The organism is Lactobacillus sp. Sy-1, from assembly GCF_019303535.1.
Taxonomy (GTDB): domain Bacteria; phylum Bacillota; class Bacilli; order Lactobacillales; family Lactobacillaceae; genus Nicoliella.
Genome location: NZ_JACCIU010000002.1, coordinates 243,581 through 270,186 on the forward strand (window position 1 = coordinate 243,581; position 26,606 = coordinate 270,186).

Here is a 26,606-nt window from a genome sequence, read left to right on the forward strand (position 1 = left end):
AAATTTTTCACATCGGCTTCAAATTATACTAAAATTTAGTTATTAAATAAATTAGGGGGTTAGAAGTATGTGGGGATCAATAATTGCCATTATTGCAATCATTTGTGGAACCTTAATTGCAGTTGATAAGCACCGTAATACAGGTAATTCTAGTAATGATGATTTAAACCAACGGATTACTAAATTAGAACAAGAAGTGAACGACCTAAAAAGTCGTAAATAACAAAAAATTCTCAGCCATCATGTTCATGACTGAGAATTTTTTAGTTACTACTGGAAGTGCTACTACTACTATTTTTAAAATCATTATACGCCTGTAATAAATTACCAGTCGCAATTGCATTTCTTAATTCCTGGTTATCGGCTTTAAACCACTCGTTTTGAGCCTCTTGAATATAACTTTGTGGAATTTGATTTTGAGTTGCAATTTGATTAAATAGTGCTTGATCGTTTGCAGCCCTTTGTAGTTCACTTAGTGGGGTGCTTTGAATAATTTTAATTACCTGTGGGCGAACTTCAGTTGGAATTTTACTCTTAGCAAGTTGTTCCCCTTGATTTTTAATTACTTTATCTAATGTAGTATCGGTTTTTCTTTGGGTATTGCTCAATTCGTTAATCTGATGGCTAACACTAAAGATTCCAATTACTAATAATACCGCAATAATTCCAGCAATCCATCTACCATAATGATGTTTTTTGCTTTTAGGAACTGGGTTGTTTTGGGCACCATTGGGATTGTTTTCATAAGATTGATTTTGGTCACCGGATTCCATCGAGCGGCGCCGACTTCGATGTAGTTCTTCTCGAGTTTCAAATCCATTATTTTGGTTCATGTCAGTACTCCTATTGCTAAATTTTTCTATATAATATCACAATAGTAAGACAATTTTAATGGTCTTTAAAAATTCTCAACTAATCCTTAAAAGTAATTATTACTTAGCATCCCATATACCGTTAAATAAATCCTGTTTGAGTTCTGATACTGATAACTTCCCGTCACCAGTTTTAAAACCATTAAATACATATTTTCCGGCTAGGGCATCTGATTGGAATCGATTAGCTTGCTTTAGCCCATATTCCAATAGTGAATTATCCTTAATTTGGGGGAGTAATTGACCGCTGATGGTATGAGTAGGGTGGTCAATCCAATCCGTTACCATATCAATGACTTCAAGGTATTCAGGACCCAATTCCAGCTGGTTAGTGAATGAACGGAGGTTATTGATCAAGGCTTTTGCTTCATTTTCGTATTCACAATGTTCATCTGGTGATTCAAGTGCAACGCGATCGTTTTTCTGATCGGCTTCATCTAGTTGTTTAATGATGTCGCCACTTAATTTGTCACCATCGGTCATCATGAAATAGGCAATCAACAATCGAACAAATCGAAGGGTGGTTGTCTTGATTGAAACATCTTCGGTTGGATCTAAATCAAACATCCGTAGTTCTAGGTACTTTACCCCATCTGTTTTTAAAGCATCTAATTCTTTACCACCTCTAAACCGAACGGAACCGTGAAATTCTGCAACTCCCGCAATTTCGCCATTTTCAAAGGCAGTCAGAATCTTATCAACGTACTTATCAACACTTGAGTAATCAACATCAAAGGAATCAATAAACCCAAAGTGACTTTGGCGAATACTTCTAATTGGTTTCTCGGGGCCAGCCACTTTATCAAAGTAATTTTGCTGAGCAACGGGGCTTGCACCAAAAAGATATGTTAGTAACCAGCGGTATTTGATGAATCCTTGGGCGATATTGGGATAAATATTATTTCTAACCGTTACGATATCAGCTAATTCAGCATCTGAATTATTAACTAAACATTCTAGGACAGCGTCTTCAATACTGAAGTTAATGTGAACTCCACATGGGGCACCCCTAGTAATCCCGTATCTTTCGCAGATACTTTCAAAGTACGCCTGCTTTTCGGGTGGTTCAATTGCCAGAAGTGATTTATCCTTCTTTTTAGGCAGGATCGCTGGCATGGAAAGCGGCCATAATAGCTCGCCGTCTGGAAGAACCCTTCTTAGGACCCTAGTTAAAGCATAGTCAAAATGGAGGGAATCCAAATCATTTAATGCTGGGGTAACAATTTCAGTCATTGATTCTAAGTAATCCTTAGTAATCCATGGATTAGTGAATGGACTGCCTGCGCCATCAGGATGGGGAGTTAATTTCATATTTCCACTTTGGTCTGAGCGCATCCGTTCAATTTCAATTCCCATGGAAACATTTAAGAGGGAATTAACTAAGTGATGATCAATGATTTTATTCCCAATTTTACTTAACAAGTTAATCACTTCCTTACGTACTTTAATAATCACTAACTATATGTAATTACTAAATTGTAAATACCATACCACGAATAAGCCCCAAAAGACACGTTTTTATTCTACAATTTGATTTATTATATTATATATCATATACTATATATGTTATATAATATGGGGTGGTAAAATGGCGATTAAAATTAGCTCTGACCTTCTAGATGGTTGTGTTTTAGGATTACTTGATAATGAGGATTATTACGGATATGAAATCACTAAACGAGTTCAAAAATCAATTTCAGTCTCTAATTCTACAATGTATCCAGTGATGAGACGATTAAAAAAAGATGGTTTAGTAACAACTTATGATCAACCTTATAAGGGTCGCAACCGACGTTACTACAAAATTACTGATTCAGGAATTGAACATTTAAAACAAATCCGTTCTGACTGGAATGAATTTAAAACGGGGATAAATAACTTAATGGGAAGTGAAGAAATTGAATAAATATATCGATGAGCTAGCTGGATATCTAACAAGACTAAATAAATCAGATTTAGCAGATACTATTGAATACTATCGTGAGTACCTGATTGATGGTAACTTTAATAACTATGATGCATGTGTGAGTGAACTAGGAACCCCAAGGGCACTTGCTAATAAAATTCTAGCTGATGAATCAATTAACACAGAACATAGTGATTCAACTAAATATAATGAACATGATAATACTAATTCTACAATGACTATTTGGCTAATTATTATAGCTATCTTAGGTTCACCAGTATGGATCCCGATTACTGGGGCCGTCATTATATTAATTATCGCAATGTTAATTATAGCAATTGCTATTTTATTAACGTTGGGTGCAATTATCGTTTCTGGGATTGGATCCTTTTTTATTGTAGTTTTCTGGTCAATAACAAATCTAATGAATCATCTAATAGTTAGTCTTTTATTATTTGGATTAAGCCTAGCTTCACTTGGAATATCCATACTATTAATTCCATTTACCGTTGGTATAGCGAGATTACTAATGAAATTGATTAAATCAGTTAGTATTTCTCTATATAAAAAAACAGTTAGAAGGAATAATGCAGAAAAGAGGAGGGGATAATATTGAAGAAAGTTACAATTCTTGGGTTAAGTTCACTAATCATTGGGGTCATTATTGCGACGATTTCTTTTTCGATGGTAGGATTCAATCCAAATAAAATGTTACTTGAATTTAGAAAGATTCAAAGTGATGAATACGGTCCTTCATACTCAAAAAAGTTATCATCATTTGATAGAATTAAAATTAAATCCAATGCGGCTGTTGTGGTTAAATATGGTGATGAGTATAAAGTAACTGCAAAAAATTCAAAGGGAAGCCAAAATAATTATTATGTAAAAAATGGCGAACTAATTGTTTCGAGTAAGCATCATGCTAGAAACTCATTTAATTTAATTGGACTGGGAACTGCAATGTATACTACAAAGATTACAATTACAATTCCAAAGGGCGTATCATTAACTAATTATTATCAAGATTCTACGTCACTAATAATGAATGGAATTAAAGTTAATAATGCTTTGAGGTTATCTGGAAATGGATCAGTGAACTTAACCAACGTTAATGCTGGTAGTTTGCATGTTGATTCTGATTATGGTGACATTAAAGTAAAGCACAGTTCATTTAAAGTGCACCCTAGTGAATTAGATACTTCCGATGGTAGGATTATGATTGAAAATAATCACTTTTCCTCACTAGGCGTTAATAATGAAAATGGAAATATTACCCTAAATAATAATATTATTGATTATAGTACTGGTGAAATTACCAACGAAAATGGTCAAATTAATTTAGGTAGTAACACTTGGAATACCTTAAAGGTTAAAAATGATAATGGTGACATTTTATTTACCCATCAATTAATTAATAGGGGTTTTACTGCTGAAAGTGAAAACGGGAATATTATTGGTAAAGCAAGCAAATCTGATAATGCTAGAATTGTTGGAAAAACTAGTAATGGTAAAGTTACTATTGATCAAGATATTCAATCATTTAATGGAAATAAAATTTACAGTTTTAAAAATGATAATGGTGATATTTCCATTGCCAATGGATAATTAAAAAAATGCATTTTGCATCCGTTTTGATTATAATTAAATTATTAATCCCATAGGAGGTTTTCTAACATGGACTTAGATGCGCATAATATTGATATTGAATTTAATCCTGCAACAAGATCAGACTTACCTTACATCGTGGATGTTTACAACGAATCAATTCCTGGTCGAATGGCAACTGCTGACTTAGAACCGGTGTCCGTAGGGGATCGAATCGATTGGTTTAAGCAGCACACCCCCGAGCATCGACCGTTATTAATGATTAATTACGATGATGATCGAGCAGGGTGGCTAAGCTTAAGTAGCTTTTATGGTCGTCCGGCATATAATGAAACGGTTGAAATTAGTATCTATATTGATAATAATTTTCAACATAAGGGAATTGGGAATGCTGCTGTTAAACATGCTGAAAAAGTGGCAGCAAGATTAGGAGTTAAAACCATTGTTGCCTTCATTTTTGCTCATAATGAACCGAGTTTACACCTGTTTCATAAAAATGGGTATGAAGATTGGGGACATATGCCTGATGTTGCCCTTATGGATGGAAAACAACGGAGCTTAAACATCTTAGGGAAACGGATTGCTGAATAATATGGATAGTCAGACCCAGGCGTTTATAATACTGTTAGCAATTAACGTTTTAGTGTGGATTTTTGTTTTGTTAAAAACTAACGATGGTGATAAAAGAGATAATGTATTGATGGCCACCGCAATGACGGTAACCGTTTCTGTTTTTGGCATCATAATATTAATATAGTAAAAAAGAGAACCCAGTGGGTTCTCTTTTTTAGTACTGTGATTTTTGAATCAATTCATTTCCGTGACACAAGAATAGGTAACAAAGAACTCCGGCCACAATAAAGATAGTACCAGAAGTAAAGGCAACGCTATCCATTCCACGGAAAAATGCAGCATGTGCGATCGATTCGATATTAAATTGATGAATCTGTTTAGCAAGGGCGCTTCCGGAAAATGGTCCCGCAGTTTGAAGAGCCTGAACTAATTTGCTTGGTAAGTTAGAACTAGCTAGGTGTTGATCGTAGCTACTTGTCATTGCTAACCCTAGCACCACGAGGCCAAGGCTGGTTCCAAACTGCTTACCAACGTTTAGCAATCCAGAAGTCATTCCAATTTCTTGAGGTTTAACTGCACTAACGGCAATGTTTGACGATAGGGGATTTACCAATGCGTTCGCTAGTCCCAAAGTAATGAAAGTGGGAATTAAAACGAACCACTGGTTACTATTTCCCAAGAATGTTGGTAGAATAAGCATCCCAAATCCAGCAATGAATAATACTGCAGTAATAATGTATCCTGGGTTAATTCGGCTAGCAATTTTACCAGACACGGGACCCAGTACTAACGAAAAAGCACTGATAATCATTAATTGTGAACCACTTTGCAGTGCTGAATATCCCATGTAATCCTGAGATAACACAATGATGTAACTGAAGAGGGCAAAGATTGCCATCCCCAAGGTTAAATTAGAAATGGCACTCCCCAGGACCAATTTATTTTTAAATAGGGCTAGGTTCAACATCGGAGCAGCTAACTTTCGTTCCAAAAGAACGAAAATGACAATTAGAATAATTCCAGCAGTAAGAAGGACGGAAACATGCCAGTTAAACCATGAATAGTTATAGTGGGTTTCCTTTTGAATTAGTCCCAGGATTAAACAAAACATAAAGGCAAATGAAAGCAACATTCCAATAATATCAACCTTGCCATTGTTAAAAGTCTTTGACTTTGGAATGAAGAGGGCGCTCATGACTAATGCAACCACACCGATTGGAAGGTTGACCAAAAAGATTGACTCCCAACTAAAGAAGCTAAGTAAAATCCCACCAATGAGGGGCCCTAAGGCAGTTGATAATCCGGCAACACTGCCCCAAATTCCGATGGCTAGTCCCCGTGATTTACCCTCGAATGTATCTGCAATGATACTCATGGAAAGACTTAGCATTCCGGCTCCGCCAATTCCTTGGCAGCCCCTAAAGATAATTAGCGTCCAAATATTAGGAGCTAAACTACATGCTAATGAGAAAATTGAAAAAATGGTAAGTGAAGCGATGAAAATGTTCTTACGACCAACTAAGTCACCTAGCTTTGAAATTAAGAATAAAATCGCAGCAAAAATTAATGTATATGCATTAATGATCCACTGCAATTGGCTGAAGGTACTATTAAAACTAGACTGGATCGTTGGTAGGGCAACGTTTACCACCGTTACATCCAATAAACCCATAAAAAAGCCTAAACAGACAGCTATTAATGCGTACCACTTTTTGTGGTTTGGCATAATAAAGACCCCTTAATTAAAATATTTCCTTCGTGCCTATCTAACACGAACCCGCCTGCCAATCAAATTGGTTTTTACCCGCCGAGGAAAAATAAGGGGCCCTAATTCATAATCATTTAGTCGTTAATGTGCTTTTTGACAAATTCGTCAATGGGAAGTCTAAAATCTGCATAGTACTGTTCTAGTTTTTCGCGCGACCAGTCCCACCAGGCGATTTTTTCCATATCCGTTTTAATTTCATCTGGGAAGCGATCCTTAATTTTTTTACCAGGAACGCCACCAATAATTGTATATGGTTCAACGTCGTGAGTAACCACTGCGCCAGCGCCGATAACGGCACCATCACCAACTGTTAATCCGCTTTGAATTAAAACTCCGTGGCCGATCCAAACATCGTTACCAATGGTTGTCCGAATTGCCTTCCGTTTTGTTAAGTACTCAGAATCCTTAGGACCAAATCCATAGGCACCGCCATTATAGGAAAAAATGTGTTGGGCTGCGCGATCATACGGATGGTTAGTAGGGCCAATTCGAACCATTGCAGCAATGCTATTAAACTTCTTTAAGTCAGTATTTTGCATAAAGCAATATTGTCCGGTATAGTCATAATCACCAAATGTACAATTATCAAGTAAATTATTTTCACCGATTTCAATCCATTTGCCAAACTTAGTATCTTTAATTTTACTACCTTGACCGATGGTTGGTGTATCCGCTGATAGTTTTGGGAAATCAATATGCATATCATGACACCTTCTTTAGTTATTTATAAAATCATTATACTAGGAATAATAACATTTGTTTCAAAATTTTGAAAATAAAATATTGGCTGTTGAAAATAATTCGTGAACGTTGTTGCATTTAGGGTTGCCATGTCCCCTAATCGATATTCTTCGGATAATATATATTATGTAAAGTAATAACTAAATTTCACCCTCTATCCTAATAACACAACAAAACCAACTAAATTTAATTTAGTTGGTTTTGTCAGGTTAATCATAATTCAAGTAGAAATCTTGGGCTTGCATGTATGAAGATTTGTTCATGAAGAAGTATTTGCTAATGTATCCAAGGGCGACTGGAATAATCAAGAAGGTGATTACTAGAATAATAACGTCAGCGCCACCCTTTAAGGCGTTAATTGGGCCGACCAGGCCAGCAGATCCGAACCCAGCACTTAGGGGCGTTCCCTTAATTTGAAAAAATGCTCCAATTCCACCAGTAATTCCGGCGTTGATAGCTAGTGGAATCAATACCTTTGGCTTTTTGAGCACATTCGCCATTTGTATTTTAGGGGTTCCAATAAAGTGAGCTACACTAGTACCAATTGAGTTAACTTGACTCCCGTAGATTGCTAATGCAAATGCTGCCGCTGTAATCCCAAGGTTAGCAGATCCAGATGCAATTCCGTTTAATGAAATTGCAGTTGCCACCCCTACCGAAGAGATTGGACTTAAAATTAAGAGGGCGAAGATAATTCCCAATGCAATTCCCATTAGGATTGGTTGTAACTCGGTTGCTGAAATTGCTACATCACCGATTAGTTTAGAAATCATTCTAACTGGTGGTAAGGTAAGTAAGCCAATCCCCCCTGCGATAATAATTGCTAAAGTTGGTAGTAGTAAAACATTGTAATTTCCTAGCCGAGGTGATAATACTTTAATTACCAGGACCCCAATGGCAATTGTGACCATGATATTAATAACATCCCCAGTCCCCTTTACCATAAACCCCCCTTCTGGGTTCACTAGCCAGTTACCAGATCCCATGGCGGCAACTAGTGCTAATGCTGAGCTCTCCAAGGGTTTCATTTTGAAGTACATCGCCACACATAGCCCTGAAACAACTGGAAGGAGGACCATTGCAAATGATACTAATGAGTTAATAACTGCTAGTCCCGGGAAAAATCGTTGTCCGTAATTAAGAACTTCATTTAGTAATGCGGCTGGCATTAAAGTCACAATCACTCCAATGCTAACTCCATTCAGGATGTTTAAAATCCCGGTTTTAATTGCGTTCGCGTTTTTGTTCATACGTTAAACCCCTCATATATTATTAATTATTTTTATATCATACCATACTTATTGTCTAATTATAATTTAATATTAGTTTAATTAATGCATCTTAGTAATTATTTTAATAATAACGATTAAATTGATTATAATGGAATTAAGTAACCATGAAAGCAGGTGATCAATTTGGATGTTGAAAAGTACACTGAAGCCTTAAAACATGAAACACCAGATACAGTTTTGGGAATCATTATGGATGAGTTGGAGTATCCCTCAATCGATGCAATTGCCGATGCTTGTGACATTGCCCAAGCTACTGATAATCAAAATGACATTGACTTAATTAATGAATTCCAGCCGATGTTTTATAATTATCGATTCCATCGACTAGTGAATCGGGCCGATGTAATTGAAATTTTAAAACGTTACCAAAGCCACTCAGAATCATGATTTTATCATGGGTTATCAAAACCCATTAAAAGTTTTTTCATGATTTTAGTTGACTTTATTAAAAAATAGTGTAGTATTCTAACCATAAATTAATTTTACGGAGGTAATTGACATGTTAAAAAATAGAATGACGGTTCTTTACTATAGCTTTTGGTAAATGATACTCTATCTTGAATTGCACGAGATGGAGTACCACTCCATTTCGTGTGGCCAAGAGCTGTTAACATGTCACTTCGGTCACGCACATGGCTATACCATTGCGGATCGATCATTTATGAATCGAAAACCCCTGTAATGGTATTGCCATTACAGGGGTTTTTATTTGTTTATTGATGATTGATTACAGATTGGAGATTTTTACTATGATTATTTTATTTAACTCAAAAGACGAACCAATGATTGCGCAACTTACTGAACGCTTCCAAGACCAAACAGATGTATTTCAAAATGCAGAACGATTAGCAATCAATGGGATTTCATTATCAGACTTAACGGATGAAGAACAAGCTGCAGCGGTTGAGATTATTGAAGACCATCCCCAAGCGATTCAAAGCAGTCGCATCTTTCATCCAGAACCCCTAACGATTAAAACGAAGCATAGCGTGATTAGTAACGATAACTTCACAATTATGGCTGGCCCCTGTTCAGTTGAATCCGAAGCCCATGTTATGAAAATGGCTGAAGCTGCTAAGGCTGCGGGAGCAACGGTTCTCCGTGGTGGTGCATTTAAGCCCCGGACATCACCCTACTCATTCCAAGGGTTAGGTGAAGATGGACTACGGTTCTTAAAACGCGCTGCTGATGCATTCGAAATGGATGTGATTACCGAAGTGATGGATGAGACCCATGTTGCTCTGGTTGAAAAATACACTGATATTTTCCCAATTGGGGCTCGCAACATGCAGAACTTCTCACTATTGAAGGCCGTTGGGAAAACTAATAAGCCGGTAATGCTTAAGCGGGGGTTGTCAGCTACGATCGATGACCTATTGAATGCAGCGGAATACATTGCTTCTGAGGGTAATCACCAAATTATTTTGGCAGAGCGTGGAATTCGGACGTTCGATAACAAGTACACTCGGAACACCCTTGATGTGGGAGCAGTGCCAGTTCTACACTCCCTTACCCCCTACCCTGTAATAGTTGATCCAAGCCATGCAGCTGGGCATACTGACTTAGTAATTCCAGAAGCGCTTGCCGGAACCGCAGCTGGTGCGGACGGCTTAATAATCGAAATTCATGATGATCCAAGCCATGCATTATCTGACGGTGCTCAGGCGTTATCTCCAGAACAACTAGTAGCAACTTGTGATCAAGCACGCGCAATTAATAAAATTGTGGAGGGATAGGAATGAAACCAATTGAAGTTAAAACAGCGGGTGAAACGTATCCAGTAATGATTGAACGGGGAAACTTAGACCAAGTTGGCAAATTAGTTGGTCAGATTTGGCAACCCCGCAAGGTGAAGATCGTTACCGATGATAATGTTGGTCCGATATACCTGGATCAAATTAAAAAAGAGCTATCTGCTAACGGGTTTAAGGTATTTACCACCACGATTAAACATGGTGAGAAGTCCAAATCACTATCTAATTTAGAACGAATTATTACGGAAATGGCAAATGAACATTTCAACCGTAGTGATGGAGTCGTCGCCCTTGGTGGCGGGGTTGTTGGGGACCTTGCTGGGTTCGTATCCGCAACCTACATGCGAGGAATTGCACTAATCCAAATTCCAACTTCCTTTTTGGCACAGGTGGATAGTTCGGTTGGTGGTAAAACTGCCGTGGACTTAAATCACATTAAGAATATTGTGGGCAGTTTTCATCAACCAGAAATGGTAATTATCGATCCGGATACGCTTAACACGCTTACGATTAGAAACTTAGTAGAGGGATACGCTGAAACGGTTAAGTGTGCCGCCCTAGCTGGTGGTGAATTTTGGGAATTAGTTAGTAAAATTGATTCCTATGGCGACATTATTGAAAATGCTGATCGGCTAATTCACTATTCAATTCACTTTAAGGCTAACATTGTGATGCAGGATGAAAAAGAATCTGGTGTTCGTCAATTGTTGAACCTAGGGCATACGATTGGTCACGGAGTTGAAGGACTCGGTGAAGGCGACATTATGCATGGAGAAGCCGTAGCAATCGGGTTAGTGAAAATCAGTCAGTTATTTTCGAGTCCAGAAAGTAAGGTAACTGATAAAATTACCGACCGCTTAAGTAAGGTTGGCCTACCGATTACCTCTGACTTTCTAACTTCTCCTGATTTAATCGAAAAAATTAAAAATGATAAAAAGAATCATAACGGATACTTAAATATTATTTATCTTTCCGAAATTGGCAAACCGGTTATTAAGAAAGTATCGATTGATGAGTTAGATCATTTATTAAACGAAGAGAGATGATTGGATGTTATTAGGAAGCATTGAAGCTGGCGGAACCAAGTTCATTTGTTCAGTCGGTGATGAAAATTTAACGGTTCTAGATCAAGTTCGAATTGAAACCACTACTCCTGAAATTACCCTGGGGAAGGTGATTGAATATTTTAGTCAGTTCGCGGATTTAGACTCACTTAGCATTGCTAGTTTTGGACCACTCAACTTAGATTCCGCAAGCCCTGCTTTCGGTTCCATTTTGAATACGCCCAAGTTACTTTGGAAGAACGTTAACATCATGACGATCATCCGTGATGCACTGAACGTTCCAGTGTTTATTACAACCGATGTTAATGGTTCTGCCGTTGGAGAAAACTTATTTCTTAAACAAGCTGGGATTAACCTCCACTCACTCGTCTACTTAACAGTCGGAACTGGAATTGGAGCAGGCATCATCGTTAATGATCAAATCTTAGGATCAAATGGCCATCCAGAGGTTGGCCACATTCGGGTAATTAAGCATCCCGACGATGCAGACTTCCACGGGACCTGCCCATTTCATGATGGCTGTCTTGAGGGAATGGCTGCTGGGCCTTCATTAAAAGCACGCACTAACATCCCAGGAGAATGCCTCGCATTGGATGATCCAATTTGGGATCGATTAGCATACTACCTTGCGCAAGCAGTGGGATCACTTAACTTAATTATCCATCCCGCTAGAATCGTATTTGGTGGTAGCGTGGTCAATCCCCAATTATTATCCAAAATTAAAAAAGACTACGTCCAATTAATGAATGGCTACGTAGCAACTGATCATTTAGATGATTTTCTAATCCGCTCCTGCGTTCCCAATAATGGTTCCGCTACGATTGGCAATTTTGCCCTAGCGCGTAAATTAGTTAGGGTTTAGAATTATTAAAAAATAAGCACCCTTCATTAAGTTGAAGAGTGCTTATTTTTTATCTATTAATGCGCTTTACGATTACGATTAAAAGAATGACAACTGACCAGCAGACGATTCCCACTAAAAGATCTTTTATTTTGGGGGTGGTCAATTTGCGCAGCCCGGGGATAAAACGGCGCCGTTTTCGATGTGGTTTAATAATGGCATCTTTCCCTTCATTTATGCTGTTATATTACTTTATTTAAGGATGATAGTCAATTGCTTAAATTAATCGACTTCGGGTAATCAATCAGATAAGATGATGAACTTGACGTCTGAGCGCCTCTCAGCCGAAGTGGTAATTAATGACAATTTGGCATCTATATCACTGTTATTAACTAATAATGATATAGAAACGTAATTAAAACAGTCGAACTGGTTTTCTACAACAATTAGTGAATTAAATCACAATATTCAGATCAACTAGCGCCTTATTATTGATTTGCTGGGAATTTGTGCTACAATTAGTTGATTAATTTAAAAGAATGGTGATGAAATGATTATCGAACTATTAATTATCATCTTTTTGCTATGGCTAGTCTGGAAATTCTTTAGTAGTTGGCTATGGTGGATTTTATTATTTGCCGCCATTATCTGGATGATTAAGGTCTTCTTTTGGGGCGCAATCATCCTGGTGGTATTAGGAGTCATTGGTGCTTTTGCTAATAATAATCAACAATAAAAATCGCAGTCCACTTGGTGTGGAACTACGATTTTAATTTGTGTTGGTCCTGGTCCTTTAAAAATTCAATCTCCCTTAAATTAGTGAGATTTTAATCATATAACTCAGGCATTCTTTGCGCCGCTGATGGCAACTTTTCCCGAACGTGCTTGATTTGATCCAGATCAATATCAGCATACAGGATTTCTTCATCGGTCCCAGCTTGCGCCGCTACGATTCCAATTGGATTGACGACCTGGCTTAATCCGACCCGGGTGTTACTAGCCGGCTTATCACAACCAACGATAAAGGTGGTGTTTTCAATCGCCCTGGCTTTCAGTAAGGAACTCCAGTGATATTCTTTTAAGGGCCCGCTGAACCAAGACGTTGGGATGATGATTACATCAGCACCATGGACTGCTTCGTACCGTGCGACTTCTGGGAAACGTAATTCGTAGCAGACGAACAACCCGATCTTTCCAAATGGGGTTTCGATGGGCTCAAATAATTTATCACCCGGTTTGATCTGGTCAGATTCCTTCGTTCCAAATGCATCGTAGAGATGGGTTTTGTGGTAGGTGCTGACCACTTCCCCGCCATCATTAATTACTACGATGGTATTATAGACCCGTTTATCATTTGGATCATCATTAGTTTCGCGCATCCCAAAAATAACCCAGACGTGATTATCGATGGCCGCCCGCTTAGCGTTGGCAACGAAGGGTCCGTCTAAAGTTTCAGCATGCTGGTTGATTTCTTCTAACCCCGCCTCAGCAGAAACGGTACTCATGAACATTTCTGGAAAGATCACCAGTTGAGCCCTGTTTGTTGCTGCTTGCTTCACTACTTTGGTTAATTTAACCTGGTTCACTCCTTGATCAAGATCGGAATATACCTGTGCTAATGCAATTTTATACGTCAAATCAATCACCCGCCTAATAATGTTTTAACTGAATTCTAATCTAACCAAAAATGAATGTCAACGTTATTAAACGGTGGTAAAGATGCAACTATCAAATAGACACCCCATCATAGATATGGTATATTAGTTTTGTAAATTAAATAATCTAACTGTCCACTGGGGTGCTGTAAAGCTGAGATAATACCCATTGAACCTGAACCTAGATAATACTAGCGTAGGAACGTGGCTTAAAATCGAAATCAATACCGATTAATTGGCGCTTTCTGAACTGCTCAGGAGGCGCTTCTTTTTATTTCCCGGGATGGTTATTAATTTGGAGGATTTTTTATGTTTTCAGATCAATTAAAGCAACAAGCTCAACCCATTTTAAACGGGATTTTTGAACACCCCTTCATTAAGGGAATTGCAAATGGACATGTTCCTGCCGAAGCATTAACCTTTTATGTGCAGCAAGACTTCCAATACCTAAGCGAATTCATTAAGATTTATGGAAATGCAATTGCTAAGTGTAAGGATCGCAACCTAATGGGTTTCTTTAACGACCAAATTAGCTTTATTTTGAATAGTGAAATTCATCCACATCACATTTTCTGTAACATTGCGGGTGTTTCGTATGAAAGTCAACAGCATGCTACCCCCGCACCTAAGGCGTATCTTTATGAATCCCATATGCACCGGGCCGGTGAAACCGGATCATTGTTGAACATTCTAGCTGCCTTTCAACCATGCCCATGGACCTATTCCGAAATTGCGGACCACCTAGTCCAAGCCGGTTATGCAACCAAGGATAACCCCTTCTATGAATGGATTATGTTCTACGCTAGTAAGGAAAATGATAAGACCATGAGTGACACCGTATTTGAATTTGTAGATCAATTTGCTGAAAATGCCTCTAAGGAGGAACTTGAAGAAGCTAGCCAATACTTCTTGAAGAGTTGTGAACTAGAATGGCAATTCTGGGAACAAGCTTTCTACCAACAAGATTGGCAATTTAAATCAACTTTGGAAGCTGCTAAGGAGGATTACAAATAATGAAGGAATTTCCCGAAGCGTTAACCATTGCAGGGACTGATTCTGGTGGTGGAGCCGGGATGATGGCCGACATCAAGACCATGCAAGCCTGCCACGTATTTAGTACCAGCGTGGTGGTCGGCGTTACCGCTCAAAACACCCTCGATGTTCAAAAGGTCTTTCCAATGCCATTGGAAATGGTCGATGCTCAGTTCGCATCCATTGCCGATGACTTTGTGATCAAGGCCGCTAAAACTGGCGCCCTCTTTGATGCTGAACACGTTGCCAACGTTGCGAAGAACATTAAAAAGTATTCACTGGGGAGCCTGGTGGTTGATCCAGTCATGGTTGCCAAAGGTGGGGCTAAGCTACTGACTGATGATGCGATTGATACCGTTATTTCAGATTTAATTCCATTGGCCGACATCATTACCCCAAACATGCCGGAAGCAGAAACGATTGTTAAGCACCCAATTGATGGGAAGGATGCCATTATGCAGGCCGCCCAAGAAATTCAAAAAATGGGTGCAAAGAACGTCGTAATCAAGGGGGGCCACAGTGATGGACCCGAAAATAAGGACTACGTGTTACTAGCTGACGGCAATGACTTTTGGATGACTGGGAAGCACGTTGATTCCAAACGAAAGCACGGCACTGGTGATACCCTTTCATCAGTTATGGTGGCTGAGTTAGCTAAGGGCTGCCATGTTGAACAGGCGATTAAACGGGCGAAGGCCTACATGAACGAAATTTTACAACACGAAATTCATGTTGGCCAAGGGCACGGACCATTAAATCATTGGGGAGCTGAAGGTACAGATGTTGAAATTTAATCCAGAAATGTTAAAAGTTTACTTTATTGGGGGAACCCAAAATATTAATGGTGATCGAGATCGGTTTCTTCACCAGTTAACGATTGCTTGCCAAAGTGGAATTACCATGTTTCAATACCGTGAAAAAGACCACGGGGCACTAACCGGGGCAGACCGATTAGCACTGGGCAAACAAGTTCGTGAAATTACTAGTAAATATTCAATTCCACTAATTGTAGATGACGATTTCGAACTAGCTCGGCAAATTAATGCCGATGGGATTCACGTAGGACAAAGCGATACCCCAATTCAAGAAGTTGTTAAGGAAGCTGATGGGATGATCGTTGGACTATCTGTTCATAATCCGGAAGAATTGATTGCTAGTGGTGATCTAACCGGGGTGGACTACCTGGGGGTCGGGCCAATCTTTGCTACTAGTAGTAAGGATAATGCGAAAGCCCCCATCGGCTTAGACGGACTGTTCCAAATGAACCAAGCAACGCTCAAGCCAATTGTTGCCATTGGCGGGATTCACGAAGATAACGTTGACGCTGTTTTAAAGCATTCCGTTAGTGGCGTTGCCGTAATTTCAGATATCATGCAGAGTAAAAATATTCCATTAACCATTAAACATTTGAAGGGAGAAGCATAATGCTAACCACTAACTCAATTCGGAAAACAAATCCGGTCATCTTAAACGTTGCCAACATGGTGACTCCACAACACGTTGCGGACGCCATTAATTTTTACGGAGGCTCACCAATCATGTTCACCGATGAAAGAGAAGCTGCCGCCCTAACTAACATTTCATCAGGAGTCGTATTCAACATGGGGTCCACTAATGAAGACACCCTGCGGAACGTGATTGCCAGCGGTAAGGTTGCGAATAAACGGGGAATTCCAGTTGTAATCGATCCAGTTGCCATTGGTGCAACTGAATTACGGCAGGCTAATTTTGCTCGGGCTGCCAAGGAAGTTAATTTTAATGTCATCCGGGGCAATGCTGGTGAAATTGCCTATCTAGCGAACGTTAACTGGGCTGCGAATGGGATTGATGCTGGAAATGGGGATGCAGACATTGCAACGATTGCCCAAAAAGTTGCCAAAAAATATGACTGCTGGGTCGTTCTATCAGGAGAACAAGATATCGTTACTGATGGCGAAACGACTTATTGCGTTGATAATGGCCATCCTTATTTTCAAACTAACGTTGGTTCCGGAGACATGCTAGATGGAATTTTAGCCACTGCGATTGCAGTTGAAAATGATCTCAAAGCACTCGTTAGAGCGACCGCAACGTTTAGCATTGCCGGTGAAATTGCTGGTGAAAAATATCCGACTCAACCAGCATCGTTCTTTGTTGAACTATTCAATCAACTTGCCACAATTACAGATGATGATATCGATACCAGAATGAAAATCCATCAATTATAATTAAATTCTGGATCACGACACACAAAAAGCGTCCTGCCATTTGACAGAACGCTTTTTTAGACCATTAGTACGCTTGAATGAATAGCTGAATTGCGAGTCCAAAGGCTAGGATGGCAACAATCCATTTAATAACCCTTTCCGGAACAACTCGAACAATTTTAGGACCAATGTAACTACCAATCAATAATCCGGAACCTAGTGGTAATACTAAAATCCAGTAAACGTGGGATTGGAATGCATAGATCATCATGGCAACAAAATTGCCGAAGAATGATGAAACGTTCCGAATCGCATTATAAACTGCATATTTTTCATTGGTAATTTTGGATAAAATTGCATTTACAATGATTCCAGAAGCAGCCCCAAAGTAACCAACATATACTCCAGTCAGGAAGATTGCTACGGAATACAGGACCTGGCCAAACTTACCAACTTGATGTTTTTCGGTGGTAGCCCCCTTCTTCTTTGGCCAAATCATGGTAAAGGCCGCAAATAAAATGAAGAATGGAACTAGCTTGGTGAATGAGGCGCTTGAAAAGTGAAGTAATAATAATGATCCCATGATACTTCCAAAGAAGATAAAGATTGAAGTGGTAATTAATTGCTTTACGTGCCCCTTTAGTTCTGGAATTGAAGATAAGCCAGAGCCAATTCCGTTGAAAATAACGGAAGAACTATTGGTGACATTGGCATAAACTGGTGGGAGTCCAGCAACGTACAGTAATGCTGGATAAGACACTAGTGAAGCCATGCCGACCGTGCTACTAACAATTCCCGCTAAAAAACCAAATGGGAACAGCAGTAGGAGTTGACTAATACTAAAATGCATTTTTTCACTACCTTTTTATGTAATATTCTTTTATTATAGACCCAAAAGCGACCCATTTTCTAGTTAAATAGGTCGCTTTTTATGTTATTTGTTTAAATTAACTTCATTTACTAATAATGCTCCATCGTATTCATACTCACGAAGGTTTTTAGAGAAAATCTCTAATGATTGTTCGCCATACTGATCAAACAAACTTGCAATATGGGGCGAAATGAAAACATTATCCATCTGCCAAAGTGGATTATTATCAGGAAATGGTTCTGGATCTGCAACGTCTAATGATGCTGCACTCAAAGTCCTGGCGTTTAACGCATTAATCAAGTCATCGGTAACAACACTTCCACCCCGGCCAACGTTAATGAATAGTGGCTGGTTCGTTAGGCGGTTAAAGTATTTCTGGTCAAAAAAATGGTCGGTAGCTGGCATTAGTGGTAGTGAGTTGATAATGATGTCTGCGTTGGTTACAGCTGGACTAAAATCATCCATTGTAAAAGTCGAGTCGAAGAATTTGGCTTGGTGGCCACTGTGGTTAATCCCAACTGTAGTAACGTTAAATGTTTTAAGAATTTCGGCAACCCGCATTCCAATTGCTCCGGTTCCGTAGATTACTACTGACTTTCCAGCAAGGGTCTTAAACGGATGGGCTGGTTTTTCCCACCGGCCAATGGTGTTAATGCGATTTAAATTTCGGTATTGGCCGAAGATCATCCCAATTACCGTTTCGGCAATTGGTTCCGAATGAATGCCCTTAACTGTGGCTAATCGAATGCCGCGGTTTTTTATTTCAGCAAGTGGAAAGTAGTCTACCCCTACTGATAGTGCTTGAATCCATTTTAGGCGACTCGTTGGACTATAAATGATTTGTGGCACTAACTTTTGATCGTAACCGATAATCACATCGATTGAATCTAACTCATCCCTAGTTAACCCTTGGTCAGCAAAGAACAGTTTTTCCTTCATTAATCCTGGATGTTTTAGCATTTTTTGCTTCATTTTTTCTAAATCAAAATTTTCATTTGGTGCTCCAACTAAAATATTCAAAATTAACACTCCTTTTATTATTACTAAACTGAATTATTATACACTTTTTTTATGAACAAATCTAAAATTTAGCTTGACGAATTAAAAAGGTTATGCTTTAATTATAAACATCAGCTAGAAATTAATCATATTTTAATTTTCTAATTGGTACATAATATATTATTTAGTAAAGGAGTTGATTCAATTATGATGAATTCTACAGAGAAAAATTCACCTAACATGAGCGCGCCCAACATGGCAGATGTTGAGCCCAAGTCCAGTTTTAAGGAAAGTGTTTATTTAGTATTTAACGGGGTGTCTAATTCGATTTTAGTTACATTAGGGGTTGGACTTTTACTTGGTGCAATCGCAAACTTTGTCCATTGGCAAGCGCTTGCTCAAATTGGATTGATTTGTCAATACTTAATGGCTCCAGCAATTGGTGCTGCGGTAGCATCACAATTAAAAACTAACACGTTGGTCCTATTTAGCTCAATGGTTGCCGCAACCGTTGGTGCTAACAACGTATTTTTCACCAGTGGGGCGGTTAATGCTTTAACTGCAACTGGTCATGCATTAGCTCAACCAGCTGGTTCAGCAGTGTTCATGATTGGTCAACCAGTTAGTGCCCTTGGTGGTGCGGTAGTTGCAACCTTAGTTGGGAAATATCTAACTGGTAAGACGCCATTAGATATGTTCTTAGTTCCCTTCGCTGCTACGTTGGTAGGAACTGTTTGTGCATTAGGAATGGCAACGGTTACTACTCCGGCCCTGGTTTGGCTATCAGGAGTAATTGCTAAAACCATGTCCATCAACCCACTGCTTGGTTCAGTAGTTATCTCAGTTGTTTGGGCAATGTTCCTTATGACCCCTGCCTCATCAGCTGCGCTAGCCATTGCGGTTATGCTTGATCCCCTTTCATCTGGGGCTGCACTTCTTGGAACAACCGCTCAATTCGTTAGTTACACTGTAATGTCATTTAGTGAAAATAAGCCAGGTGCTAATATTGCGCAAGGAGTAATTACTCCTAAGGTTCAATTCGGTAATATTACTGAAAACTTCTACATTGCATTACCTGGTTTATTATCCGCAGCGGTTGTTGCTCCAGTTGGAACGTTAGTATTCCACTTCAGCACTTCATTCAAGTTAGCTGGACTAGGTCTGAACTCATTGATTGCCCCAATTACCCTTGCTTCACAAAACATGGGAACTTTCGTAATTTACCTTGGACTTGGGGTTGTTGCTCCGGCAGTTATCTCCTACGTATTCGGTAAGTTCTTGAGAGCTACTAAGAAGATTAAGAAGGGCGATATGACTATCGATCTTGTTTAAAATTAAAAATAAAAAAAATTCCCAATTGGGAATTTTTTTTGCGCTTATTTAATTTCGCTGGGAGCAGGAACTGCTAAATCGTTAGCAATCTTTTGAATTTGGGATGCGGTAACATCGTCGATGGAAACCCCGTGCTTAAGGTTGTGGTCATAATTACGGTATTCACGGTCCCCAGGAATTTTGATTTCCGTTTCTGGAAGATGGTCAAGATTCCGAATCCGGTTGAACATATCGGTTGCCTTATCACGGAGTGCATCAAGATTACCGAAGAAGGATGGATCAATAGCAAGCAGACACTGACTAAAGTCGTGCTTACCAACGTTAGTATCAGCTGAAATTGAACCTTGGGCTAAAATTCCGGTTAAAATTTCCACCACTAGTGAATTACCAAAGCCCTTGTAGTTAGAATTATGTTCAGCGGAACCACCTAACGTTAACACCCCACCCCCCTTTTGATTTGGGGTTAAGGCAGCCGTTGCTAAGATGTCTTCAGCTTCCTTAGCATCTGCAACGACGTTACGATCTTTATCGACCGCCCATTCTCCTGGTAGTGGCTGTTGCTTCTTATCTAGCACCTGAATTTTGCCACCAGATACCACCGATGTAGCCCCATCAAACACGAATGGATGGGGTTTAGCTGGGAACGTGAATGCAAATGCATTCGAACCTAAGAAGGCCTCAAGGGCATTGGTAGGCACTACTAATGGCCTAGTGTTAGTAAACGCAATTCCAATTAACCCCGGGGTAACGGCTTTCCGTGCCCAGTATCCAGCCGTTCCAAAGTGATTTGAATTTCTGATGACGGCCATGGAAATTACGGATTGCTTGGCTTTTTCAATTAACTTATCCATTGAAAGGTTACAGGCAATCTGTCCCATATTCTGGTTAGCGTCCACTAATAGACTAGTCGCACTTTCCTTTAGAATTTTAACTTGATTTTGAGGTTGAATCGTTCCGTCATCCACCATTTTTAAGTACCAGGCTAGTCTTTGTATTCCATGGGAAGAAATCCCCCGAAGGTCCGCATCCACTAATGTATCCGCGAGTAGGTTACTATCGGCTTCAGAAAAGCCCTTTTTAATAAACACTTGCTGTAGGTAATGTAATTCATCTGTTGATTTAATTTTCATATTGATTCCTCCTAATATTAGAATAATCTTATTTTATAATTGTAAACTCATTTAATTCATATCCCAATCATTTAGGTTATAAAATTAACGCCCTACTGCATTTTTGATATAATATTGATTAATTCATTAACGAGTGAGGAAGTGTTAAAATGCAACAATTTCCAGAAGCTTTAACCATTGCTGGCATTGATAGTGATGGTGGTGGCGGGATGCCGATTGACCTAAAAACGATGATGGCCATGCACGTTTACGGATTATCCGTAATTACCACTACCGTTGCTGCTAATTCATATGGAATTATTGACAGCCACCGGTTACCGAACCGGTTTATTGAAAACGAGTTTAAGGCGCTAACGGCTGACTATGATATAAAGGCCTGCAAGACCGGGTTATTGGATAGTAAGGAGTTAATTGACCTCGTTGCTGATAACTATGAGCACCATGATTTAGGTCCGTTAGTGGTGGATCCAGTGATTTTGGCTAAGACCGGAGAAGTTCTGTTAGATTCAGCAGCAATCAAGGCCCTCAAGGAACGCTTAATTCCAATTGCTACCATTATTACCCCTAATTACTATGAAGCAGAGCAGTTAACCGGAATAACAATCACTGATCAATCTGGAATGCTTAAGGCAGCAAGGCATTTAATGAAGTTGGGTTGTTCGAACGTGATGATTAAGGGACGCCATGACCGTGATGGAGAAGCTCAACCCCAGGTTAACGACTTAGTCATGCTTTCATCAGGCGATTATTTTTGGTTGACCGGTCCGTATTTCAAAACCCAGCGTAAAAACGGAACTGGCGATGCGCTCTCGGCCGCAATTACCGCTGGATTAGCAAAGGGCCAGTCAGTCGAACAATCCGTGAGGGCTGCAAAGCAGTATGTTGACCAAGCGATTCAAAATGAGATCATTGTAGGCCATAAGTACGGCCCAATTAATAATTGGGCTGGTTCAGAAAAAGGATAAATCCAATTAATAATGTGGGTTTATCCTTTTCATTTACTAATTATTTGCCACGCACTTCATGCAATTTTTCAGCAATGTGAACGAGTTCAATTGCAAATTTATGCGAATGGGCAATGTAACCATGCTTTAACCCTAACCGGTAGATGTACCCATTAATGTATTCCACTTCAGTTGGTCGGTCAGTAACCAAATCTTGATACATGGATGGGTAGTGTTCAGGGTTCACATCGTGGGCAACGTGGTAAATCGTTTGCCACTCTTCTTCTCTAGTGCTGAGGAGCTTAATACCAGCCCGTTCGAAGACGTCAAAGGCTTCGTTTACCAAGTCAATCCCCAGTGGTTTAGCGGATGGGGAGGCAATAAATTCACCATATGAACATTGGAAACTGGTGGCTAAGCTATTAAGGACCGAGTTAAAGATCACCTTAGCCAGTAATGTACCTAGGAAGTTTTCATGAATAGTGGCGTTTAAGCCAGCTTCCGTGAGTTCCTTTGCAATTTCCTTAGTCGTGGCATCGATGTGTTCAGTTTGGTTAGCTAGGTTACATGAACCAGTTCCCTTGGCAGCAACAAAATCAACTTCACCAGGCTTAGTTAGGATGCTGCCGATTAATGCAGTCCCCCCAATTACGTGTTGTTCAGGGAAGTACTTATCAATCTTCTCAATGTGCCCCATTCCGTTCATGAGGGTCACTGCATACTGTTTATCATTGAAGAAGTGTTGACAACGTTCCAACATTTCAGCTAACCCAATTTGCTTGGTAAATGGAACCACCACGTCAGGGTTGCCATTATACTCTTCTGGATAGTAAATATTGTCGATTTTAACTAGATGGCGGCCTTCACCCCGTCTGGACACATAGACCCCGTGTTGCTTCCGAATCGTTTCCACCTGTGGTTGCCAGGTATCAATATAATCAACGTCATAACCTACTTCTTGAAGTAAAATTCCGAAGTGAAGTCCCATTCCACCAGCACCTAAAATTGCATATTTCATATTTATACACGCTCCCCTTTATTTATGTTCATCAACAAATTTTTGAATTCGGTTAACCACTTCTGTTAGGTCTTCAGTGCTAGCGGCGTAGCTAAATCGAACATAGCCATCGCCGCCGGGACCAAAGATTGCCCCCGGCATGATTCCGACCAGAGCTTCCTTGGCAAGTTGATAACCAAACTTGTAACTATCCTGCTCAAACTGGGCTGGAATCTTAGCAAAGATGTAAAAGCCCCCGCTTGGTTCGGGGCTCGTAAAACCAGCCTTATCTAATCCATCCCGTAATAACTTGCGCCGCTTTACATATGTCTTTTTCATTTCTAGGCCATCATTCTCACCGTTTTTAAATGCTTCACTCGCGGCAAACTGGGCATTATCAGTTGCATTAGTATTGATCAAAGTGTGAACGGCGTTAATTTTACTAATGATGTCGGCAGGCCCACAAACAATGCCAATTCGCCACCCGGTCATTGCAAACGTTTTGGAAGCTCCGTTCATCACAATCGTTTGGTCGGGTAGTAACTTACCAAATGAGGTGTGCGGTTCATCATAGGTAAGTTCACTGTAGATTTCATCACTGATTAGGAAAATTTCGTGTTGCCTGATTACGTTGGCCAACGCAACCAGTTCTTTCTTGGTATAAGTATTCCCAACTGGATTGTTGGGATAGTTAATGATGATGGCCTTGGCATTGGGATGTTCTTTGAATGCCTGCTCGAGGCGTTCTGGAGTCAAAATAAAGTTATTATCAGAAGTATCAATGAATACGGGCGTGGCCTGGTTAAATTTAACGTTGGCTGCGTAAAGCGGATAGGTTGGTGTAGGGATGATAACCTCGTCCCCGGGGTTTAAAATGGTGGTAAAAACATCGTGGATTCCCTCCGCTAATCCAACGGTGGTGGTAATTTGGGTGTCTGGATCGTAGTCGAGTCCATATTTATCCTTCAAAAACTTAACTGCATTTACCCGTAGTGGCTTAATTCCCCGTGGATCGGTATAGTGACTCTCATCGTCTTCAATTGCCTTGATTGCCGCATCCTTAATGTGTCTAGGGGTGGCAAAGTCCGGTTCCCCGTAGGTTAATGAAATTAATCCCGGAATATCAGCAATTTTTAGGTTAAATTCAACAATTTCATTTGATTTCATTTTTTTAACGTTGTTGTTAATTTTGTCTGCTAAACTCATGTTAAGCGCCTCACTTTATTTTAACTACTTAAACAAAAAGCCCCCGTCTCTAACTTAATAGAAACGGAGGCTCCGCGGTACCATTCTAATTTAGATTCATAATAATACGAATCCATCTCGCTAACGTCTACCAAATAAAACTGTAAACGTGTGCACTAATAATGAAGTGCCGGACCATTATTATCTAAATATCGATAATACCAATCACAGGTCATCTTCGCCTAGTCTGCGCTAATCCATTCTCAGCAACCATGGATTTTCTGGGTAGCTTAACTGAGTTACTCTCCTGCTCGTATTGTTTATGTAATCATTTATTATTATTTTCTAATCATATTATAATTCTTTTTGATTTAATTTCAAGTATAATTATGAGATTTTTTTAATTTGAACGTGGATGATGGGCTAAAAAGCCGCGCTATCAATAAACCAGCCACCCTAAATTTTTAGAGTGGCTGGTTTCTAATCCTGCTTATTTTCTGATCGTTTGTTATTGAGACTAACCACAGTAGCATAACCAATAATAATAAATGGGAATCCATAGGTGATGATTTTAATCCCTGTCCACATCGTATCATACGGGATTAAATTAAATTGATTCTGTCGACTGAAATGCATTAGCATTAGTAGTGTAATTAGGGTCAACACGACGAGTCCCTGGATCGAAATAAATATAATTGAGATTCTTTTGTTCACTCTAAGTCACCTCCAAATAGACTAATAGTTCATATTATATCATACTAAAATAACCCTAATCCATTTTTTAGATTAGGGTTATTTTAATTAGTCGATTACTGTGAGGGCTGAATCAATTATTCTTTAACGTTAACGGTAACGTCGCTAAATCCGTTATCGAACTTAGCAGTCCAGTCACCTTCAGTTAAACGTGGTGGTAATAAGAAGGTTCCTGATGATACGCGTTGGCCAGCCTTAAATGATTGACCTTGTTCATGTAATTTCTTTACGAGCCATTGAAGTGAGTTTAATGGGTTTCCTAATACTTCAGAGGAGACCCCATCCACTTCTTCTTTGCCATTGTGGTAAAGCTTAGTATGAACGTTTTCTAAATCCTTCATCGTGAATTCACTGGTGTCTCTTTCTTCACCGTAAACTACGTATCCACCAACAGCGGCATCTGCCATAACTAAGTATTTGGATAGTGATGGGAACCAGTCGGAAAATCTTGAATCAGGTACTTCAACACCTGAAGCAACGGTAGTCTTACGAGCTAAATCTTCAAGGGAATCGTTAACTGATAAGTCATCCTTGGCTTTAAAGACTAATTCCACTTCAGCAAGTGGATCCATTAAGTCGCTACTCAATGATAAGGTTGCAGGTGATTTAACAAAGTGTTCTTGAACTTGGGCTCCATACAGTGGCTCAGTGGAGTCAAACATGTCTTGAGTCTGCTTACTGGTAAGACTAACTTTATATCCACCAAGTGGTTGTGACTTAAGCTCCATTAATCGGCGTTGAACTCGATATGATGCATCTTCATCGTTTAATAGGTTAGTCCAGTCATCCATTTTAAGCGCTTCACGGTTAGCATATGCGTTGTAAAGGGCTTGAGCTAATCTTTCTTCAGTATCGTTTAATTCTACTACAGTTAAGTTTTCTTGGTTAGTGTGTGTGTTAGTGTTTGTCATAATAAATCGCTCCTCTATATTGTCAGAACGAATCATTTGAAATGATTCGTACTATCATCCTAATGTAATTGTTAATCTGAATCTGTCCATCATCTGAGTTGTTACTAATGTCTGATTTCATACGAACCACTTCTTTCTTAATTATTATTTCAGGTAAACAAAAAGCGCCCCTAGCCTCCCAATAATTTGGGATCC

Annotated in this window: 29 protein-coding genes, 1 riboswitch and 1 other annotated feature; of the genes, 16 read left to right on the forward strand and 13 right to left on the reverse strand. The window is 39.4% G+C overall.

Annotated features, from left to right (window positions below; translation table 11 throughout):
• The first annotated feature begins 67 nt into the window (after nucleotides 1–67).
• Nucleotides 68–223: a hypothetical protein gene (locus HZL42_RS07920; RefSeq protein ID WP_219283113.1), complete on the forward strand. Its 156-nt coding sequence runs from the start codon at nucleotides 68–70 to the stop codon at nucleotides 221–223.
• 40 nt (nucleotides 224–263) lie between these two features.
• Here the strand turns inward: HZL42_RS07920 and HZL42_RS07925 are convergent, their stop codons facing one another.
• Both HZL42_RS07925 and HZL42_RS07930 read right to left on the reverse strand, forming a co-directional pair.
• Nucleotides 264–833 (reverse strand): hypothetical protein, encoded by a 570-nt coding sequence (locus tag HZL42_RS07925; RefSeq protein WP_219283115.1) that lies wholly within the window; start codon nucleotides 831–833, stop codon nucleotides 264–266.
• A gap of 99 nt (nucleotides 834–932) precedes the next feature.
• Nucleotides 933–2,294 carry a glutamate--cysteine ligase gene (locus HZL42_RS07930; protein WP_219283116.1) on the reverse strand — a complete coding sequence of 454 codons (1,362 nt, stop codon included), beginning with the start codon at nucleotides 2,292–2,294 and terminating at the stop codon, nucleotides 933–935.
• A 166-nt stretch (nucleotides 2,295–2,460) separates the two neighbouring features.
• Here HZL42_RS07930 and HZL42_RS07935 point away from each other — a divergent pair, with 166 nt between their 5' ends.
• The 4 genes from HZL42_RS07935 (at nucleotide 2,461) to HZL42_RS07950 (ending at nucleotide 4,974) form a co-directional block, all read left to right on the forward strand.
• Nucleotides 2,461–2,778 carry a PadR family transcriptional regulator gene (locus tag HZL42_RS07935; protein WP_219283117.1) on the forward strand — a complete coding sequence of 106 codons (318 nt, stop codon included), beginning with the start codon at nucleotides 2,461–2,463 and terminating at the stop codon, nucleotides 2,776–2,778.
• Entirely contained in the window at nucleotides 2,771–3,388 is a 618-nt protein-coding gene (locus HZL42_RS07940; protein WP_219283118.1) for a DUF1700 domain-containing protein, read from the forward strand. Before HZL42_RS07935 ends, HZL42_RS07940 begins: the two co-directional genes overlap by 8 nt.
• Nucleotides 3,389–3,390: 2 nt before the next feature.
• The gene (locus HZL42_RS07945) at nucleotides 3,391–4,383 is read left to right on the forward strand and encodes a DUF4097 family beta strand repeat-containing protein (RefSeq protein ID WP_219283119.1); all 993 of its coding nucleotides are present in this window, start codon (nucleotides 3,391–3,393) and stop codon (nucleotides 4,381–4,383) included.
• A gap of 69 nt (nucleotides 4,384–4,452) precedes the next feature.
• A complete protein-coding gene (locus HZL42_RS07950) occupies nucleotides 4,453–4,974 on the forward strand; it encodes a GNAT family N-acetyltransferase (RefSeq protein ID WP_219283120.1) in 522 nt (173 codons plus the stop codon).
• Between the two features lie 196 nt (nucleotides 4,975–5,170).
• Here the strand turns inward: HZL42_RS07950 and HZL42_RS07955 are convergent, their stop codons facing one another.
• From HZL42_RS07955 to HZL42_RS07965, 3 genes are all read right to left on the reverse strand, one after another.
• On the reverse strand, nucleotides 5,171–6,682 hold the full coding sequence (locus tag HZL42_RS07955; protein ID WP_219283122.1) for an MFS transporter: 1,512 nt from the start codon (nucleotides 6,680–6,682) through the stop codon (nucleotides 5,171–5,173).
• A gap of 116 nt (nucleotides 6,683–6,798) precedes the next feature.
• On the reverse strand, nucleotides 6,799–7,425 hold the full coding sequence (locus tag HZL42_RS07960; RefSeq protein WP_219283123.1) for a DapH/DapD/GlmU-related protein: 627 nt from the start codon (nucleotides 7,423–7,425) through the stop codon (nucleotides 6,799–6,801).
• Between the two features lie 249 nt (nucleotides 7,426–7,674).
• Nucleotides 7,675–8,715, reverse strand: a complete 1,041-nt coding sequence (locus tag HZL42_RS07965) for a PTS transporter subunit IIC (RefSeq protein ID WP_219283124.1) — start codon at nucleotides 8,713–8,715, stop codon at nucleotides 7,675–7,677.
• A gap of 165 nt (nucleotides 8,716–8,880) precedes the next feature.
• Between HZL42_RS07965 and HZL42_RS07970 the strand changes: the two genes are divergently transcribed.
• The 5 genes from HZL42_RS07970 (at nucleotide 8,881) to HZL42_RS07990 (ending at nucleotide 13,152) form a co-directional block, all read left to right on the forward strand.
• A complete protein-coding gene (locus HZL42_RS07970; protein ID WP_219283125.1) occupies nucleotides 8,881–9,144 on the forward strand; it encodes a hypothetical protein in 264 nt (87 codons plus the stop codon).
• A gap of 362 nt (nucleotides 9,145–9,506) precedes the next feature.
• The gene (aroF, locus tag HZL42_RS07975) at nucleotides 9,507–10,493 is read left to right on the forward strand and encodes a 3-deoxy-7-phosphoheptulonate synthase (protein WP_219283127.1); all 987 of its coding nucleotides are present in this window, start codon (nucleotides 9,507–9,509) and stop codon (nucleotides 10,491–10,493) included.
• A 2-nt stretch (nucleotides 10,494–10,495) separates the two neighbouring features.
• Complete coding sequence (gene aroB / locus HZL42_RS07980) at nucleotides 10,496–11,557, forward strand: 3-dehydroquinate synthase (RefSeq protein ID WP_219283128.1); 1,062 nt, start codon at nucleotides 10,496–10,498, stop codon at nucleotides 11,555–11,557.
• A 4-nt stretch (nucleotides 11,558–11,561) separates the two neighbouring features.
• Nucleotides 11,562–12,437 carry an ROK family protein gene (locus HZL42_RS07985; RefSeq protein ID WP_219283130.1) on the forward strand — a complete coding sequence of 292 codons (876 nt, stop codon included), beginning with the start codon at nucleotides 11,562–11,564 and terminating at the stop codon, nucleotides 12,435–12,437.
• 529 nt (nucleotides 12,438–12,966) lie between these two features.
• The gene (locus HZL42_RS07990; protein WP_219283131.1) at nucleotides 12,967–13,152 is read left to right on the forward strand and encodes a hypothetical protein; all 186 of its coding nucleotides are present in this window, start codon (nucleotides 12,967–12,969) and stop codon (nucleotides 13,150–13,152) included.
• Nucleotides 13,153–13,243: 91 nt separating this feature from the next.
• Here HZL42_RS07990 and HZL42_RS07995 read toward each other — a convergent pair whose 3' ends face one another.
• Complete coding sequence (locus HZL42_RS07995) at nucleotides 13,244–14,053, reverse strand: carbon-nitrogen hydrolase family protein (protein ID WP_219283133.1); 810 nt, start codon at nucleotides 14,051–14,053, stop codon at nucleotides 13,244–13,246.
• Nucleotides 14,054–14,200: 147 nt separating this feature from the next.
• A riboswitch (TPP riboswitch) is annotated at nucleotides 14,201–14,292 on the forward strand.
• An 88-nt stretch (nucleotides 14,293–14,380) separates the two neighbouring features.
• Between HZL42_RS07995 and tenA the strand changes: the two genes are divergently transcribed.
• The 4 genes from tenA to thiM are packed head-to-tail and all read left to right on the forward strand — an operon-like array spanning nucleotide 14,381 to nucleotide 17,310.
• The gene (tenA, locus tag HZL42_RS08000) at nucleotides 14,381–15,085 is read left to right on the forward strand and encodes a thiaminase II (protein WP_219283134.1); all 705 of its coding nucleotides are present in this window, start codon (nucleotides 14,381–14,383) and stop codon (nucleotides 15,083–15,085) included.
• Nucleotides 15,085–15,897, forward strand: coding sequence for a bifunctional hydroxymethylpyrimidine kinase/phosphomethylpyrimidine kinase (thiD, locus tag HZL42_RS08005; protein ID WP_219283135.1), 813 nt, complete (start codon nucleotides 15,085–15,087; stop codon nucleotides 15,895–15,897). Before tenA ends, thiD (HZL42_RS08005) begins: the two co-directional genes overlap by 1 nt.
• Nucleotides 15,884–16,528 carry a thiamine phosphate synthase gene (gene thiE / locus HZL42_RS08010; RefSeq protein WP_255552615.1) on the forward strand — a complete coding sequence of 215 codons (645 nt, stop codon included), beginning with the start codon at nucleotides 15,884–15,886 and terminating at the stop codon, nucleotides 16,526–16,528. The genes thiD (HZL42_RS08005) and thiE overlap by 14 nt, the downstream gene beginning before the upstream one ends.
• Nucleotides 16,528–17,310, forward strand: coding sequence for a hydroxyethylthiazole kinase (gene thiM / locus HZL42_RS08015; RefSeq protein ID WP_219283136.1), 783 nt, complete (start codon nucleotides 16,528–16,530; stop codon nucleotides 17,308–17,310). The genes thiE and thiM overlap by 1 nt, the downstream gene beginning before the upstream one ends.
• A gap of 64 nt (nucleotides 17,311–17,374) precedes the next feature.
• On the opposite strand, the gene HZL42_RS08020 is transcribed toward thiM, so the two are convergent.
• Complete coding sequence (locus HZL42_RS08020; protein WP_219283138.1) at nucleotides 17,375–18,139, reverse strand: sulfite exporter TauE/SafE family protein; 765 nt, start codon at nucleotides 18,137–18,139, stop codon at nucleotides 17,375–17,377.
• 84 nt (nucleotides 18,140–18,223) lie between these two features.
• Complete coding sequence (locus HZL42_RS08025) at nucleotides 18,224–19,180, reverse strand: NAD(P)-dependent oxidoreductase (protein WP_219283139.1); 957 nt, start codon at nucleotides 19,178–19,180, stop codon at nucleotides 18,224–18,226.
• Nucleotides 19,181–19,399: 219 nt separating this feature from the next.
• Here HZL42_RS08025 and HZL42_RS08030 point away from each other — a divergent pair, with 219 nt between their 5' ends.
• Entirely contained in the window at nucleotides 19,400–20,491 is a 1,092-nt protein-coding gene (locus HZL42_RS08030) for a PTS transporter subunit IIC (protein ID WP_370629308.1), read from the forward strand.
• Nucleotides 20,492–20,535: 44 nt separating this feature from the next.
• Here the strand turns inward: HZL42_RS08030 and HZL42_RS08035 are convergent, their stop codons facing one another.
• A complete protein-coding gene (locus tag HZL42_RS08035; protein WP_219283140.1) occupies nucleotides 20,536–21,621 on the reverse strand; it encodes an Ldh family oxidoreductase in 1,086 nt (361 codons plus the stop codon).
• 149 nt (nucleotides 21,622–21,770) lie between these two features.
• Between HZL42_RS08035 and thiD (HZL42_RS08040) the strand changes: the two genes are divergently transcribed.
• Complete coding sequence (gene thiD / locus HZL42_RS08040; protein ID WP_219283141.1) at nucleotides 21,771–22,586, forward strand: bifunctional hydroxymethylpyrimidine kinase/phosphomethylpyrimidine kinase; 816 nt, start codon at nucleotides 21,771–21,773, stop codon at nucleotides 22,584–22,586.
• Nucleotides 22,587–22,626: 40 nt separating this feature from the next.
• Here thiD (HZL42_RS08040) and HZL42_RS08045 read toward each other — a convergent pair whose 3' ends face one another.
• From HZL42_RS08045 to HZL42_RS08060, 4 genes are all read right to left on the reverse strand, one after another.
• Nucleotides 22,627–23,583 carry a ketopantoate reductase family protein gene (locus HZL42_RS08045; protein WP_219283143.1) on the reverse strand — a complete coding sequence of 319 codons (957 nt, stop codon included), beginning with the start codon at nucleotides 23,581–23,583 and terminating at the stop codon, nucleotides 22,627–22,629.
• An 18-nt stretch (nucleotides 23,584–23,601) separates the two neighbouring features.
• The gene (locus HZL42_RS08050; protein WP_219283144.1) at nucleotides 23,602–24,768 is read right to left on the reverse strand and encodes an aminotransferase class I/II-fold pyridoxal phosphate-dependent enzyme; all 1,167 of its coding nucleotides are present in this window, start codon (nucleotides 24,766–24,768) and stop codon (nucleotides 23,602–23,604) included.
• Nucleotides 24,769–24,824: 56 nt separating this feature from the next.
• Nucleotides 24,825–25,071 (reverse strand) — a binding site (T-box leader).
• Nucleotides 25,072–25,227: 156 nt separating this feature from the next.
• A complete protein-coding gene (locus HZL42_RS08055; protein WP_219283146.1) occupies nucleotides 25,228–25,461 on the reverse strand; it encodes a hypothetical protein in 234 nt (77 codons plus the stop codon).
• A gap of 116 nt (nucleotides 25,462–25,577) precedes the next feature.
• On the reverse strand, nucleotides 25,578–26,411 hold the full coding sequence (locus HZL42_RS08060) for a 2-keto-4-pentenoate hydratase (RefSeq protein WP_219283148.1): 834 nt from the start codon (nucleotides 26,409–26,411) through the stop codon (nucleotides 25,578–25,580).
• Nucleotides 26,412–26,606: the final 195 nt, after the last annotated feature.